This is a genomic window from Streptomyces sp. ICBB 8177 (assembly GCF_003144095.1).
In the GTDB taxonomy this organism is placed as follows: Bacteria; Actinomycetota; Actinomycetes; order Streptomycetales; family Streptomycetaceae; genus Streptantibioticus_D.
On sequence record NZ_NSKH01000018.1, the window covers coordinates 809,056 to 822,866 of the forward strand.

Consider the following 13,811-nt stretch of genomic DNA (forward strand, 5'->3'; position numbering starts at 1 on the left):
ACACATGACCGTGACGCCCCGTCACCAGTGGATCAAGGCACCGCGCCGGACCCAGCGGATTCGGACGGCCGAACTGTCGCGAACCGAGCAGCAGTTGACGCCGGTGATCGACGCCCACCGGCGGCTGCGCGGGCCCTACACGGCGGCGGGCGCGATCGCACGGGCACTGGTGCCGCGGGTCCTGGACGCGACACCCGACCTGGTGACCGCCCACACCATCGAACTGCTCACCGTGGCACCCGAGTTGCGCGGCGCCGTGCCCGCCACCCGTGAGACGCTCACCTCGCTGGCCGTGCCCGAGGAGCGCACCCGCTTCTACTCCCGGCTGCGCACCCTGCGGATCGCGCACGGCCTCGCCGAGTTCCTGCGCGACCACGCCGCAGCCTCGGGAGGCGGTCCGTACGGGCTCACCGTCGAGAACGTGCACGCCGCCGACGCCACCGACCGTGAACTGCTGGCCGTCCTGCTGCGCAGGATCGACCCCGCACTGCTGCGGCTGACGCTGTGCGGCGCCCCCGACGGCGAGGAGACCGCCGAGGGCGCGGAGTCGCTCGCCGAGGCACTGGAACGCCACGCCGAACACGTCGAGGCCCTGCCGCTCAGCGAAGCCGACACCCTCGTGCTCTGCGGCTCGCGGGATCTCGCGTGGGAGTACATCGCCTCCGACTGCACCGACGACACCCCCGCCCTGAAGGCCGCCTACCACGCACTCCCGCTACCCGAACGCGCCGTGCTGCACGACCGCAGGGCGGCGGAACTGGAGGCCACCGGCGAGGCGTCCTGGCTGCTCGGCGCCGTCCCGTACCACCGCGAACACGGCACCGATCCGGCCGGCGCCGGGGTGCGGGCCCTGCGCACCGCGCTCGACACCTGCATCGACACCGGCTTCTACGAGGCCACCGTCGACTTCGGCAGGCGCGGGCGCGCGCTCGTCGACCAGGACGGGGACCGCGACCAGTGGTGGGCGTTCACCACCAAGATGACCACCTCGCTCGCGGCCCTGTCCCGCCCCGAGGAGGCCGAGGCGCTCTACGACGAGGCCCGGGCGGTCTGCGCCGACCCGGCCGTCCACCTCCAGGCCGCCTACGCCACCGCCATGCTCTACACCCGTCACCACGGCACCGAGCGGCGCGACCACCACACCGCGCTCGGCTGGATCAACGAGGCCATCGCCATCTCCACCCTGCTGCCCGACGAGCGGCAACGCGCCTTCCACACCGTCTTCCACCAGAACGGCCTGGCCCTCATCGAGAACCACCTCGGCCGCCCCGAGGAGGCCCTGCGCCTGGTCACCGAGGGACTCGCGCGCCTGGAACGGGAGTTGGGGCCCGACGAGCACCGGCTGCACCGCTCTGTCCTGCGCTACAACCGCGCCCAGGTGTACGCGGGCCTCGGCCGCCTCGACGAGGCGCTCGCCGACTTCACCGATGTCATCGCCGAGGACCCCAACTACCCCGAGTACCACTTCGACCGCGCGGGCGTGCTGCGGCGGCTCGGCCGCGACGACGAGGCGCTCGCCGAGTACGAGGCCGCGATGCGGCTCAGCCCGCCCTTCCCCGAGCTGTACTACAACCGCGGCGACCTCAGGGCGGCCCACGGCGATGTCGAAGGGGCGCTCGCCGACTTCGCCTACGTCCTCGACATCGAGCCGCGGTACGTCGACGCGCACGTCAACCTGGCCGGGCTGCTGGTGGAGGAGGGCGACACCCGGCGGGCGGCCGAGGTGGTCGCCGCCGGCCTCGCGGTGGACCCGGCCAACGCCTACCTGCTGTGCCTGCTGGGGCGCCTGGAGGCCGACGCGGGCCGCGCCGACCGCGCCCGCGCCGCGCTGGACGCCGCCGTCGAGGCCGACCCGCGCTGCGCCGAGGCGCTCGCCACCCGCGCGGTCCTGGCCTTCGAGACCGGTGACCTGCCCGGCGCCGTCGAGGACTTCAGCCGTTCGCTGGAGATCGCCCAGGACCCCGTCGTGCTCTTCAACCGCGGCAGCGTCCACGAGGAACTGGGCCGCTGGAAGGAGGCCGCCGCCGACTTCGACCGCGTGGTGGAACTGGACCCGGAGGGGCCGGACGGCTGGCTGCGGCGCGGCGCCTGCCGACTGCGGCTCGGCGACGAACCAGGCGGCCGGGCCGACCTACGGCGCTTCACCACGCTGGCACCGGAGCGAGCCCCCGAGGCGGCGGCGCTCTGCGCCCCGGCGGGCGGCTGACGGGGGGAGCGCCCGCGCCGGAGCCTGTCGGATCCGGCGCGGGCGCGGTATGACGGTGGGAGGGACCGGCGCCGCCTCCTGGCGGCGGACGGACCGGGCGGGGCAGTCCCTGCCAAGGGTGTCGTGCCCCGGGAGGAGTCCCGCGGCCTCGGGGGAGCCATGGAACGAGTCGACCCACCCGGACGGACCGTCACGGTCCGCCGGGCACGACAGGGCGGGCCGCGCGCGGCCTTCCCGGAGCGGGCGCTGCCCGTTTCGATGACCGGCCGGGACCGCGAACTGGCACGCGTCATCGCGGCGTTGACCGGCGGCGGACCGGGCGGTACGCCGTTCGTCGAGGTCACCGGCGACCCGGGAACCGGCAAGAGCCTCCTGCTCGCCGAGGCGTGCGAACGTCTCGCGGCCCGGGGAACGGTCGTCATCCGCTCCGACGGCGCCCGCGTCACCGGCGCCGTGCTGTCCGCGCTGCCCGCCCGCACGGGCTCCGGACAACGGGTCCTGCTCGTCCTGGACGACCTGCACCGCGCCCGCCCCGAGGCGCTGGACGCGTTGCGCCGCGTGCGGTCGGCCGTGCTGTGCGCGTACCGCGTCCGCCAAACGCCGCCGGGCCTGGTGCGGCTGCTGCGTGAACTGCCGGGCGACCGCGAGAGGGTGGGCGTCGACCTCGGCCCGCTCGACGCGGCCGACGCCCGGCGGCTGACGGGCCTGCCGGTGGACGGCGAGGACGCGGACTGGTGCGCCCGGGCCGGCGGGGGAGTGCCGCGCCACGTCATCTGGGTGGCGCGCAGCCCCCGCCTGCCCTCGGCGGCGCGACGCCGTGCGGGAGACGGCTTCACCGACCTCCTACCGCTGCCCGCCCACCCGGTCGTGGACGCCGAACTCGACGCTCTGGAGGGCGTGGTGGGCCGGGTCGCCCGCGCGGCCGCGGTGGTCGGCGACCCCTTCGCGGCCGAACCGACGGCCGCCGTCGCGGGTGTGGACACCGCGACGTTCCTCGCAGCCGCCGACGACCTGGTCCGGCGCGACCTTGTACGGCCCGACCCCGAGGGCTGCGGTCTGCTGCGCTTCCGGCACCCTCTGGTCCGCGCCCGCCTGTACCAGCGGATACCCGTTGCCGACCGCCTCTCGGCCCACCGGCACGCCGCCGCCCTGCTCGCCGGGACCGGTACGCCGGCCGCCCGCGCCCGCCACCTGTCCCGAGGCGCGCCGGCCACCGGTTTCGAGGCCGCGGCGGTGCTGGCGGAGGCGGCGGCCTGCGACCTGGGCCTGCACCCGGCCCGCGCGGTGGTGTGGGCCGGTGAGGCGCTGCGCCGGCTGCCCGCGCGTGCGGCCCGCGACCGGGGCCGGACGCTGGTGCTGCTCGCGGAGGCGCTGGGCACCGACGGGCGGCTGCGCGAGGCGCGGGCCGTGCTGGCGACCGTGGCGGACGACCCCGCGCGACGGGTCGCCGTGGCACGCCTGAGCGCCCGCTACGCACGGCAGTTGGGGCGGCACACGGAGGCGGCCGAGGTGCTGCGCCGGGGCGCGACCGGCACTGAGGGCCCAGGAGCGTGCGACCCTTCGGGCGAGGTGGCCCTGCGGTGGGAGGCGGCGCTCGGCGCGCTGGCCGCGGGGGACACGGCTGCCGCCCGGCGCGCGGCCACGAAGCCGTGGCGATCGTCGTGTCCTTCGGCTCCGGACTCCCGGCTGCGCGGTGCGGTACTGCGGGCGGCGACAGCGGCATTCGATCACGGACCGCCGACCGCCGACCACCAACTGCGCCGCGTCGCCGCAGAGTTCGACGCCCTGCCCGATCCGGCCCTGGTGCCGCTGCTGGACGCCGTGGTCCTCACCGCCGCCGCCCGCCGCGCCGTCGGCCCTGCGGCGGAGGCGTCGCGGCTCGCCGACCGCGCGGTGGGGATCGCTCGCCGCACCGGTCAACGCGGGCTGCTGCCCGAGGCGTTACTGGCGAAGGGCGCCGCACTGCTGGACCTCGGCGCGCTGGAGGCGGCCAGGGCATGTTGCGAGGAGGCGGCCCGGCTGGCCCGGGACACCGGGGCGGTGGAACACACCGGTGGGGCGCTCGCGCTGCTCGCGGAGTACGAACGCCACACCTCGGGGCACGGTCCCGGCGCCGCGTACCAGCAGGCACGGCGTGCGCTGGAGGCACGTCCGGCCTCACGGCTCACCGTCATGGCCCGCGCCAGGCTGTGGTCGGTGTCGCCCGCCGGACGGGCCTGCGGCCTCGTCGCGATCGCGGGTGGCGAGGGCCTGCCGGGGCTCGACCGCTGCGAACATCCGCGCTGGATGCGGGCGTTGGCCGAGGCGGAAGTACGGGCTGGGGACACCGGGGCCGCCCGGGTCTGGGCGCGCCGGGCCGCGGGGGCCGCCGACGACCTCGGCTCGCCGGTGCAGACGGCGCACGCGCTGGCGGCACGGGCCGCCGTCGCGCTGGCCCGCGGCGACTTCCCGGCGGCCGGAGCCGCGGCGCGGTCCGCGGCGGAGGCTTTCGGACGGGCGGGGGCGGCGCTGGAGGAGGGCGCGGCACTGCTTGCGCTGGCCCGCGCGCTCGCGGGGGAGGGGCGGTGGGCGCTGGTGCCGCCGGTGCTGGCGAGGGTCCGCGCGATCGCCGCCGAGTGCGGCTCCCGGGGTCTGCACGGACGCGCGGTGGCGGAGCAGCGCAGGGTGATGTCGCTGGCCGGGCGCGTACCGGAAGCCGTCCGGACGCCCGTCGAATCCTCCGGGGGCGGCCGAAGGGACGCACCGGCGGGCGGTGGGGCGCCGGCCCTGACCCGGCGCGAGTCCCAGATCACCGGACTGGTCGCGAGCGGTCTGCCGAACAGCCAGGTGGCGGCCAGGCTCGGCGTCAACGCCAAGACCGTCGAGGCCCATCTCACACGGATCTACCGGAAGTTGGGCATCACACGGCGATCGTCCCTGGTCTCACTGCTGGCCGCGGGGACACCCGGCAGGGCCGGCCACTAGGAAGCCGCCGTCGCCTCACGTCGTGCGCGGCGGCCCCGCCGCCGTCGTCGTGCCGTCCCCGCGGAACTCGTGCCCGCCCATCGCCACGAGGGCGGAACGGGACGTCACCCCGAGCTTGCGGTACGTCCGGGTCAGATGCGCCTCGACCGCCTTGACGGTCACGTGCAGCCGTTGCGCCACCTGCGCGTTGGTCAGCCCCGACCGCACCAGCGCGACCACGTCGTGCTCGCGCTGCGTCAGGTCCGCCGGACGCTTCCGCTCACCCGGCGGGGTCGCGGCGGCTGACGGGTGGACGTCCGCCGCACCCGACGGGCTCAACTGGCCGTAGCGGTACGCCGCCCGGTCGGCCAGGCCGCGGGCGCCCCCGGCGTCGCCGATGGCCCACGCCCGGGCCAGCTCCGCCCGCGCGGCCCCCGCCCTCCCCGACGCGGCCCGCGCCTCGGCGGCCAGCAACCGGCAGCGCGCCTCCTCCAACGGCTGACCGCAACGCCCGAACGTCGCCGCCGCCCACCGCGCGACGGTCGCCGCGCCGGCCGGATCGCCGGTGCGCAGCAGCAGTTCGGCCCTGGCCGCCAGCGCGTGGCCCCGCTGGGCGGGCAGCGACACGGCGGCCGGGTGCGTCAGCGCCCTCCGTACCAGTGGCTCCGCCTCGTGCGGCCGCCCGAGGACCAGCAGCGCCTCCGCCTGGACCGCGAGCCACATCGGCAGGGCGCACACGTCGACTCCGGGCATCCCCGGTCCGCCACCCGCGTCGTCCAGAACGCGCAACGCCTCCAGCGCGTCGCCCTCCAGCAGCCTGACCCGGGCCAGGATGCGCCGGGCGACGCCCGTCCACCAGCCGCGCCCCCGGCTGCCCAGCCGCACCGCCCGCTCCGCCACCGGAGCGGCACCGGCAGGGCCGTCTCGCCACAGCAGCGCCCCGGCCCGCATCGACAGGGCGAACGCCAGCATCGGATCGCTGCGCAGCAGGCGGCTGCGTTCCTCCGCCTCGTCGGCGGCGCGCAGCGCGGCGCGCACGTCGCCGAGCCGGAGGACGGCGAGAATCTGGCCGATGAGCAGATACGTCGACAAATGGCTCTGCCCGGTGTGCTCCGCGACCCGCAGGCCCCGGGCGAAGTGCTCGCTCGCCCGCGCGGGCTGCTCCAACAGGACCTGTGCCCAGCCGAGTTGACCCAGGCAGTCCAGCAGCGGCGCCAACTCGTCCTCGGAGCGGCCGGACAGCAGCCCGTTGGCCTGCCGCGCCGACTCGAGGGCGTGCGGAACGCTCCCGCGGCACGCCTCGACGAGGGCCCGGGTGCTCAGCGCGAGCAGCCGCGCGTCGTCGGCGACGGACCGGTCGGCGCAGGCCCGCACCGCACGCCGCACGTGATCGACCGCCTGCCGCCGTCCGGCCAGCACCTCGCAGGCCGCCCGCAGGGCCAGCACCGACGGCAGATCGGGACCACCGCGGCGGGACTCCTCGTGCAGTACGGCGGCGCCCTCCTCGTACTTGCCCTGCATGCGGTCGACCAGCGACAGCAGCCGCAACGCCGCCGCCCGGTGCGGTGAGTTTGGCGGCAGTGCCGCCAGCAGGTCGTGCAGGATGCGCCGCCCACGTTGGAGATCACCGGCCGCCGCGCAGGCGTGGGCCAGCAGCAGCGACAGTTGCCGCCGCGCCCCGGACTCCCCCTCGGGCAGCAGGGGCAGCGCGCGCCCGAGCCAGTGCGCCGCCGACGCCGGAACGCTGCTCAGCACCGAACGGGCGGCCCGCACCAGCACGTCGGCCGCCTCCCGGTCACCGGGCGCGGCACTGCGTGCGACGTGCGGGGCGAGCGCGGTCGCGGGCGCCCCGCGTTCCGCCAGCGCGGCGGCGACCCGCCGATGGGTGGCCAGCCGCCAGCCGGGGCCCGCGTCCTGGTAGACGGCGTGGCGCAGCACGGGGTGCCGGAAGCAGAGCAGCCGGCCGCCGGAGGGCTCGGGGCGCACCAGGTCGCGGTCGCACAGCCCGTCCAGCAGCGCCGGCGCGTCGGGTGCCTCGGCGCGGGCGAGGCCGCTCACGAACCGCGGGTCGAAGGGGTCCCCGACGAGGGCCGCCGTGCGCAGCACCGCCAGCGGCGCCGGATCGAGGGCCCGCACCTCCGCGAGCAGCACCTGCGCGACCGCGTCGGCCACGTCACCCGGCGGGCCGTTCGGGTCGCCGTGTCCGTCCGCGGCCCGCAGCCCTTCGGGTCCCGCGGTCATCAGGGCGCGGGCGTACAGCGGATTGCCCTCGCAGCGGGCGTACAGCCCCGGCGGACAGAAGGCGCCAAGGGCGCGGGCCAGCGCGGCCACGTCCTCCTCCGACAGCGGCCGGGGCACGATGCGCTCCCGGTGGAAGGCGGCGGCGTCGGCCAGCGCCTCCGCCAGCAACTCGCCCGTCTGGCGCGGCCGGTGGGCCACCGCGATCATCAACGGGCGCTCGGGCGTACCGCGCAGGATGTGGCGCAGCAGTTCCAGTGAGCCGTTGTCCGCCCAGTGCAGGTCGTCTAGGACGACGACCACCGGGCCGCCGCCCCCGAGCCCGGCGAGCCGGTCCGCCATCTCCCGGTGGAAGCGGCCGCGTTCGAGCCCGGGAAGCGAGCCCGAGGTCGGTCCGGGAGGTCCGGGGAGTCCGGACGGCCCTGTCGGCCCGGTGTCGAGGAATCCGGCGAACGCCGAGAAGGGCCGGTCCCGTTCGTACTCGCTGCACCGCCCGGCCATCACGGTGGCCCCGCCGCTCCGGGCGATCCTGGCGAGTTCGTCCAGCAGCCGGGTCTTGCCCATCCCGGGCTCACCGGTGATCTCCACCAAAACCGGCCGCCCGTCGGCCAGGCAGGAGAACGCCCGCTGCAACCGGCGCAGTTCGCTCCCGCGCCCGACCAGACCACGTGCGTCCGCCGTATGTCTTCGGCCACTCATTTCCGACCCCCCGAAGGCCGCCTACCACCGCGTGAGCCGAGGCTAGTGCGCGGGGTGGGGCGTGCTCCGGTGCTGTGCGCGGAATGACCGGAACTCTTCCCTGTCGCTCCGCCGCCGGGACCGACCTGAGGCCGACCCCGGTACGGCGCGGTCACCGTGGGCGCGCGTGTCACGCACCCACGGTGACGGCGCGTCAGGAACGCGGCTTGGTCAGCGAGAGCGCGGTGACCGACAGCCGGCCGTCACCGACCGGTTCGCTGAACGCCACGGTCTTGTACGTGCGGGCGTTGGGCGGCGTGACGATCAGGTAGCTGGAGTGCGTGATCCGCGGGTACGCGGTGGCCCACGACACATCGGCCCAGGCGTCGGCGCCCGGCTTGAGGGTGAGGGTGCTCACGCCGGGCGTCGGGTCGAAGTACGTCGAGCCCCACGTGACGCTGGACTTCAGCGTCTTGTGGGCGGAGTCCTGGAGTCCGAGGCCCGGGTAGCCGCGCAGCAGGCAGGTGTGGCCGCTGGTGTTGGTGAAGCGCAGGAACGCGCCATCGTGGCTCATCCCGGCCTGCCCCGGTGCGGTCTGCACGGTGACGCGCAGCCCGCTGGTGTCGCAGCGCGGAGCCGACGTCGACTGCTGGGGCGTGGCGGCCTGGGCGGAGGTGGCGCCCAGGCCCACGGTTGCTGCGGCGGTTATGGCGGCCAAGGCCAGTATGCGACGCATGTGGTGTCCTTACCTGAGGAGTGGTCGTGGGTGAACCGGATCCCCGTTCGCCCGAATGCGGGCGAGTCACCCGCAGACAGGATGGACGGCCTTTGTGACCGGACCGCAACGATCCCGCCCCGTCCTGGTAACCGGCGATCCCGTCACCGGGACGTGACTTCGCCTCCAGCGTGCGACGGATCAGCTCAGCCAGGAAGCGGTGAGCTGCTGGACGCGGGAGCCGTCGAGGTCCGCCAGCTTGGTGGCGACGAAGTCGCGGGCCTCACCGGAGGTCTGCGCCCGGAACGGCGGGCGCTCGGCGGTGAGTGCCTCGACGACAGTCGCCGCGACGTCCACCGCGGTCTGCGCGCCCTCGAAGGTCGCCATGACGTGGTCGACGTAGCCCTTGAGCGGCGCCGCGTACGGACCGGCCGCCTCCAGCAGGGCGGGCACGTCGAGGTCCAGGTTGGCGACGAACTCCGTTGCCACAGGGCCCGGTTCGACCACCGTGACGCCCACTCCCACGGCCGCCGCCACCGGAGCCAGGGACTCCATGAAGCCCTCGGCGGCGAACTTGGCCGCACAGTAGGCCTCGTTGAACGGCTGGCCGACGACCCCGCCCACACTGGTGACGGTGATGATCCGGCCTCCGGTGGCGCGCAGCAGCGGCATGGCCGCGCCGGTCACCTCCACGACACCGAAGAAGTTGACCTCCATCGCGGTACGGAACAGCTCGGTGCCGACGCGTTCGACCGTGCCGACCGCTCCGACGCCGGCGTTGTTGACGACCGCGTCCAGGTGTCCGTGCTCGGAGGCCACCTCGTCCAGGCAGGCCGTGATCGAGGCGCGGTCGGTCACGTCGAGCCGCTTGACGTGCACGCGCTCCGCGACGCCCGCGGCGGTCGCGGCCTCGCGCAGCGCGCCGGACCGGGCCGGGTCGCGCAGGGTGGCGACGACCGTCCAGCCGGCCTGCGCGGCGGCCACCGCGGTGGCCAGACCGATGCCGGTGGAGGTGCCGGTGATCAGGACGACCTTGGGGGCCGGGGAGGTGGAAGAAGGCATGGCGTTGCCCTTTCTGATGAGGGGAGCCAGGGGTGTGGAGAAGGGCTTCATATCTGTGCGTGCACACACACTCTACGGGTTCCGTGCGTGCGCACGCAACCCGCTACAGTGGACGCCATGGCACGCACCGACCTCACCCTGGGGGAGCTCACCGCCCGCGACCACGCCTTCTACGGGCTGGTGTGGGCCAGTACGACTCTTACGGCGCGCGTGGACCGCGTCCTGGCGCGTGCCCACGACCTGCCCCTGTCGTGGTTCGAGGTCATGCTCTGGCTCAGCGTCCAGGCCGAGCCGGTCGCCGCCTCCGATCTGGGGGAGAAGACCCTGCTCAGCCGCAGCCAGGTCTCCCGGGTCGTCGACGCCCTCCAGGCGCGCGGTCTGGTGGAGCGCGTGCCCTCGCGGACCGACGCGCGCTCGGTGCGGATCGGGCTGACGCAGGCCGGGCGCAGGGCGTTCGCCGAGGCCGACGCGACCCGGCGCGAGGCGCTGGCGGAGGTCTTCGACGACCGCCTCGACGAGGCCGACATCCAGGCCCTGGGAAGGGTGTGGAACAAGCTCAAGACGCCCCCGCCGCCCGGCGAGCCCACCTGCGGGTCCCCCTCCGCGCCCTGAGGACTGCGCAGCGCGATCGCGATGCCCTTGGCAGCCCTTGCCCCCTCTCTCCTTCCACCTCCACGGACGTGACGCATGGCCCCCGCTTCCCCGACCTGCTGGGCGGACCTGGCCGCGCGCCGGGAAGGAGTCGACTTCCGCAGGCTGTGGCGCAGCGCGCCGGGCTCCACCCTGCTGCATCTGGCGATACACGGGGGCGGCATCGAACCGGGCACCACGGAACTCGCCGACGCCGCCGCCGGATCCGCCGACCACTTCTACTCGCTGGAAGCCCTGCGCAGCAGCGGAAACGCCGCGCTGCACCTGACCTCGACGCGCTTCGACGAGCCGAAGGCGCTGGCCATGGTCCGCGAAGCCGACCACGTCATCTCCTGGCACGGCGCCGGCGGCGAGACGCCTGTCACCTACCTCGGCGGCCGTGACGAGCGCCTGCGTGACGCGATAGGTGACGCGCTGGCGGCGGCGGGTTTCGCCGTCGAGCCCGCTGGGGCCGACATCGACGCGAGCAGCCCGCGCAACATCTGCAACCGCAACACCCGCGGTGCCGGCGTCCAGTTGGAGATCAGTACGGCGCAGCGCAAGGCGTTCTTCGCGCGCGGCGACCTCGCGCGCCCCAACAGGGCCAGGAGAACGGCGGAGTTCAGCGCCTACGTGATGGCGGTGACGAACGCGGCGGCACACACCGGGAGTTGACGGGCTGTCGGCTTTCCGGGCCGACAGACACGCCCACGGCGGAACGCGCGATGCGGCCGTCCCGGCACCGCGACGCGGCCGTCCCGGCCCTCAGGGCTGCGCCGTGGACCAGGCCTCCAGGTCGACCGCGCCCTCCCACAGGGCCAGCCCCACGCCGAGCACGCAACCCACCACGACGCCCACACCGTGGTTGTTGGTGATCGCGCACAGCACGATCCCGGCGAGCGGCACCAGCAGTGCCAGCTTGCGCAGCGCCGGGTCGGGCCCGCGCAGGGCGTAGACGACGGCCAGGGCGCCGACCAGGCCGCAGATGGCCACCGAGTTGCCCGCGCCGTGCTTGCTCCAGCTCGCCAGGCTCACGGCCTGCGCGGCGATCCCGCTCACCAGGTAGACGACGAGCATGCGCACCGGCCCGAACAACCGCTCGGCCACCGGGGCCACCGCGATCAGCGCGGCCAGGTTGAACAGGATCTGGATCCATCCCGACGATTCCACCAGCAAGGCGGACGGCGCCCGCCACCACGGCCCGTCGGGGACCCGCTCCAGGTGGTGCAGGACGGCGGGCGCGATGGTCTGCACGACGGCCATCGCCGTCATGAGGGCCACCAGGACCGAGGCGACGACCGGCAGCGGGCGCTGCCAGATCCGGCGGACCAGTTGAGGACCGGCGACCTGCTCGGCGGGGGCCGTCGCCGCCACCAGGACGCGCATGCCAGGGACGACGACGGCCGCGGCGCAGGCGTAGAGAAGCACAGTTCCCGTACTCATGCTCATGCTCCCAGCCTGCCAGAAGCGGTGACCCCCACCACAGACTTCACTGAACGCGGCGCGCCTGCAACCGTATTGCGGCGGGCGGCGGCTCGGGATGCGGGAAGGCCCGGCTTCCCGTTCGCTCAGAGCCCGACGTCGCGCATGCTGAGGTCCGCGAGCGACTCGCGCCGCACCAGCAGCCGGGTACGACCGTCGCGGATGGCGACCACGGGCGGCCGGCCGACGAGGTTGTAGGCCGATGCCATCGACAGGTGGTAGGCGCCGGCCGCAGGTACCGCCATCAGGTCGCCGGGACGGGTGTCGGCGGGAAGCCTGACGTCGTCCGCGATCACGTCGCCCGCCTCGCAGTGCCGGCCCACCACGGTCGCCGTCATCGTCCGGCCGCCGCGGGGGCGCCCGACCAGCCGGGGCGCGTACCTGACCCCGTACAGCGCGGGCCTGGGGTTGTCGCTCATCCCGCCGTCGACCGCCACGAAGACCCGCTTGCCGCTGTGCTTGACCGCCAGCACACGATACAGCGCCACCCCCGCCGGACCCGCGATCGCGCGGCCGGGCTCCACCGTCAGACGTGGCACGGGCAGACCGGCGGCGGCGCAGCCGCGGTGCACCTCCGCACTCAGACGGGACGCCAACACCGCCACGTCGAGCGGCCGTTCATCTGGCCGGTAGGCGATGGAATGGCCGCCGCCGAGGTCCAGCTCGGGCAAAATCACCCCGTGCTGCTCCCTGATGCGGGCCAGCAGCCCCACCACCCGGCGGGCGGCCAGCAGGTACGGCTTGACCGCGTCGATCTGCGAGCCCAGGTGGCAGTGGAGACCGGTCAGGAGCAGCCGGGGCTGGCCCAGGATGCGGGCCGCGGCGTGCGACGCGGCGCCGTCCGCGATGGGCACGCCGAACTTCTGGTCGGCGGTGCCGGTGCGGACCGCGGCATGTCCGCCGGCCGCGATCCCCGGCGTGACGCGCAGCAGCACCTTCTGGCGACTGCCCTGCGGTACTTCGGCGGCCAGCCGGGCGATCTCGCTCGTGCTGTCCACGACGATCCGGCCGACCCCGAGCCGTAGCGCGGCGCGCAGGTCACCGGGGCTCTTGGCGTTGCCGTGCATGATGACGCGCTCGGGCGGGAAGCCGCTGGTGACGGCGAGTTCGAGCTCTCCGGCCGAGCACACGTCCAGCGACAGCCCCTCCTCGTCGATCCAGCGCACCATCGCCCGGCACAGGAACGCCTTCGCCGCGTAGGCGACCTCCGCGCCCCGGAACACCGCGCGGTAGCGCCGGCAGCGGGCCCGTACCTCGGACTCGTCCAGGACGTAGGCGGGCGTGCCGAACTGCTCGGCGATCTCGGCGAGCTGGACGCCGCCCACGCTGAGGCCGCCGTGCGGTGCCGAACGGGCGGAGGCCGGCCAGAGGTCCAACTCGTCGTCCTCCAAGCGCTCTTCGGTGCGGCCCTCCACCAACTGAACACGCATCGCCAGTCCCTCCTCAGCCGATCCACAACGCGACGGCGTCGATCAGCGCCGCGGCCCCGGTGACACGGATGACACCGACCATGCGGGGATCCCAGTCCCGCCAGAAGGAGTGCGCGGCGGCGGTCGGCGGCGCCGAGAGCCGGGGGTCGACGACGACCTGCGTCACGCCGAGCGGCTCGGCCAGGGCGCGCAGCGCGGGCTCGGCGAGGGTGACGTACGCCTGCCCGGAGCCGAGAGTGCCGGCGAGCCTCCCGCGCGTGGTGAAGCCGACCGCGGTACGGCGGCCCAGCGGCGTGCGGAACAGACGGGCGGCGCAGCCGGCGGGCCCCGGCCGGACGGGCACGTACAGCCGCCCGGCCGGGACGCGTTCGGAAGGCTCCGGGTCGTCGCCGCACAGATGCTCGGTCATGGGCTTTCTCCTCGCGGA

Annotated in this window: 10 protein-coding genes; 4 read left to right on the top strand and 6 right to left on the bottom strand. The window is 75.1% G+C overall.

The features are described from left to right. Positions 1-4 precede the first annotated feature (4 nt). Positions 5-2,206: a tetratricopeptide repeat protein gene (locus tag CK485_RS12020; RefSeq protein WP_109449803.1), complete on the top strand. Its 2,202-nt coding sequence runs from the start codon at positions 5-7 to the stop codon at positions 2,204-2,206. A gap of 159 nt (positions 2,207-2,365) precedes the next feature. Next, entirely contained in the window at positions 2,366-5,170 is a 2,805-nt protein-coding gene (locus CK485_RS12025) for a LuxR family transcriptional regulator (protein WP_146214525.1), read from the top strand. Between the two features lie 15 nt (positions 5,171-5,185). Here the strand turns inward: CK485_RS12025 and CK485_RS12030 are convergent, their stop codons facing one another. The 3 genes from CK485_RS12030 to CK485_RS12040 all read right to left on the bottom strand — a co-directional run bounded on the left by CK485_RS12030 (position 5,186) and on the right by CK485_RS12040 (position 9,842). Next, the gene (locus tag CK485_RS12030; RefSeq protein WP_109449807.1) at positions 5,186-8,086 is read right to left on the bottom strand and encodes a LuxR family transcriptional regulator; all 2,901 of its coding nucleotides are present in this window, start codon (positions 8,084-8,086) and stop codon (positions 5,186-5,188) included. A 193-nt stretch (positions 8,087-8,279) separates the two neighbouring features. Beyond that, entirely contained in the window at positions 8,280-8,801 is a 522-nt protein-coding gene (locus CK485_RS12035; RefSeq protein WP_109449809.1) for a DUF4232 domain-containing protein, read from the bottom strand. Positions 8,802-8,981: 180 nt separating this feature from the next. Then, on the bottom strand, positions 8,982-9,842 hold the full coding sequence (locus tag CK485_RS12040) for an SDR family NAD(P)-dependent oxidoreductase (RefSeq protein WP_109452869.1): 861 nt from the start codon (positions 9,840-9,842) through the stop codon (positions 8,982-8,984). Positions 9,843-9,959: 117 nt separating this feature from the next. Here CK485_RS12040 and CK485_RS12045 point away from each other — a divergent pair, with 117 nt between their 5' ends. Beyond that, a complete protein-coding gene (locus tag CK485_RS12045; protein ID WP_109449811.1) occupies positions 9,960-10,454 on the top strand; it encodes a MarR family transcriptional regulator in 495 nt (164 codons plus the stop codon). Between the two features lie 75 nt (positions 10,455-10,529). Then, on the top strand, positions 10,530-11,147 hold the full coding sequence (locus tag CK485_RS12050) for a poly-gamma-glutamate hydrolase family protein (protein ID WP_109449813.1): 618 nt from the start codon (positions 10,530-10,532) through the stop codon (positions 11,145-11,147). A gap of 90 nt (positions 11,148-11,237) precedes the next feature. Here the strand turns inward: CK485_RS12050 and CK485_RS12055 are convergent, their stop codons facing one another. From CK485_RS12055 to CK485_RS12065, 3 genes are all read right to left on the bottom strand, one after another. After that, on the bottom strand, positions 11,238-11,915 hold the full coding sequence (locus CK485_RS12055; RefSeq protein WP_146214526.1) for a rhomboid family intramembrane serine protease: 678 nt from the start codon (positions 11,913-11,915) through the stop codon (positions 11,238-11,240). Positions 11,916-12,040: 125 nt separating this feature from the next. Continuing rightward, positions 12,041-13,384, bottom strand: coding sequence for a diaminopimelate decarboxylase (lysA, locus tag CK485_RS12060; protein ID WP_109449817.1), 1,344 nt, complete (start codon positions 13,382-13,384; stop codon positions 12,041-12,043). Between the two features lie 13 nt (positions 13,385-13,397). Then, positions 13,398-13,793, bottom strand: a complete 396-nt coding sequence (locus CK485_RS12065) for an SAV_915 family protein (protein WP_109449819.1) — start codon at positions 13,791-13,793, stop codon at positions 13,398-13,400. Positions 13,794-13,811 lie beyond the last annotated feature (18 nt).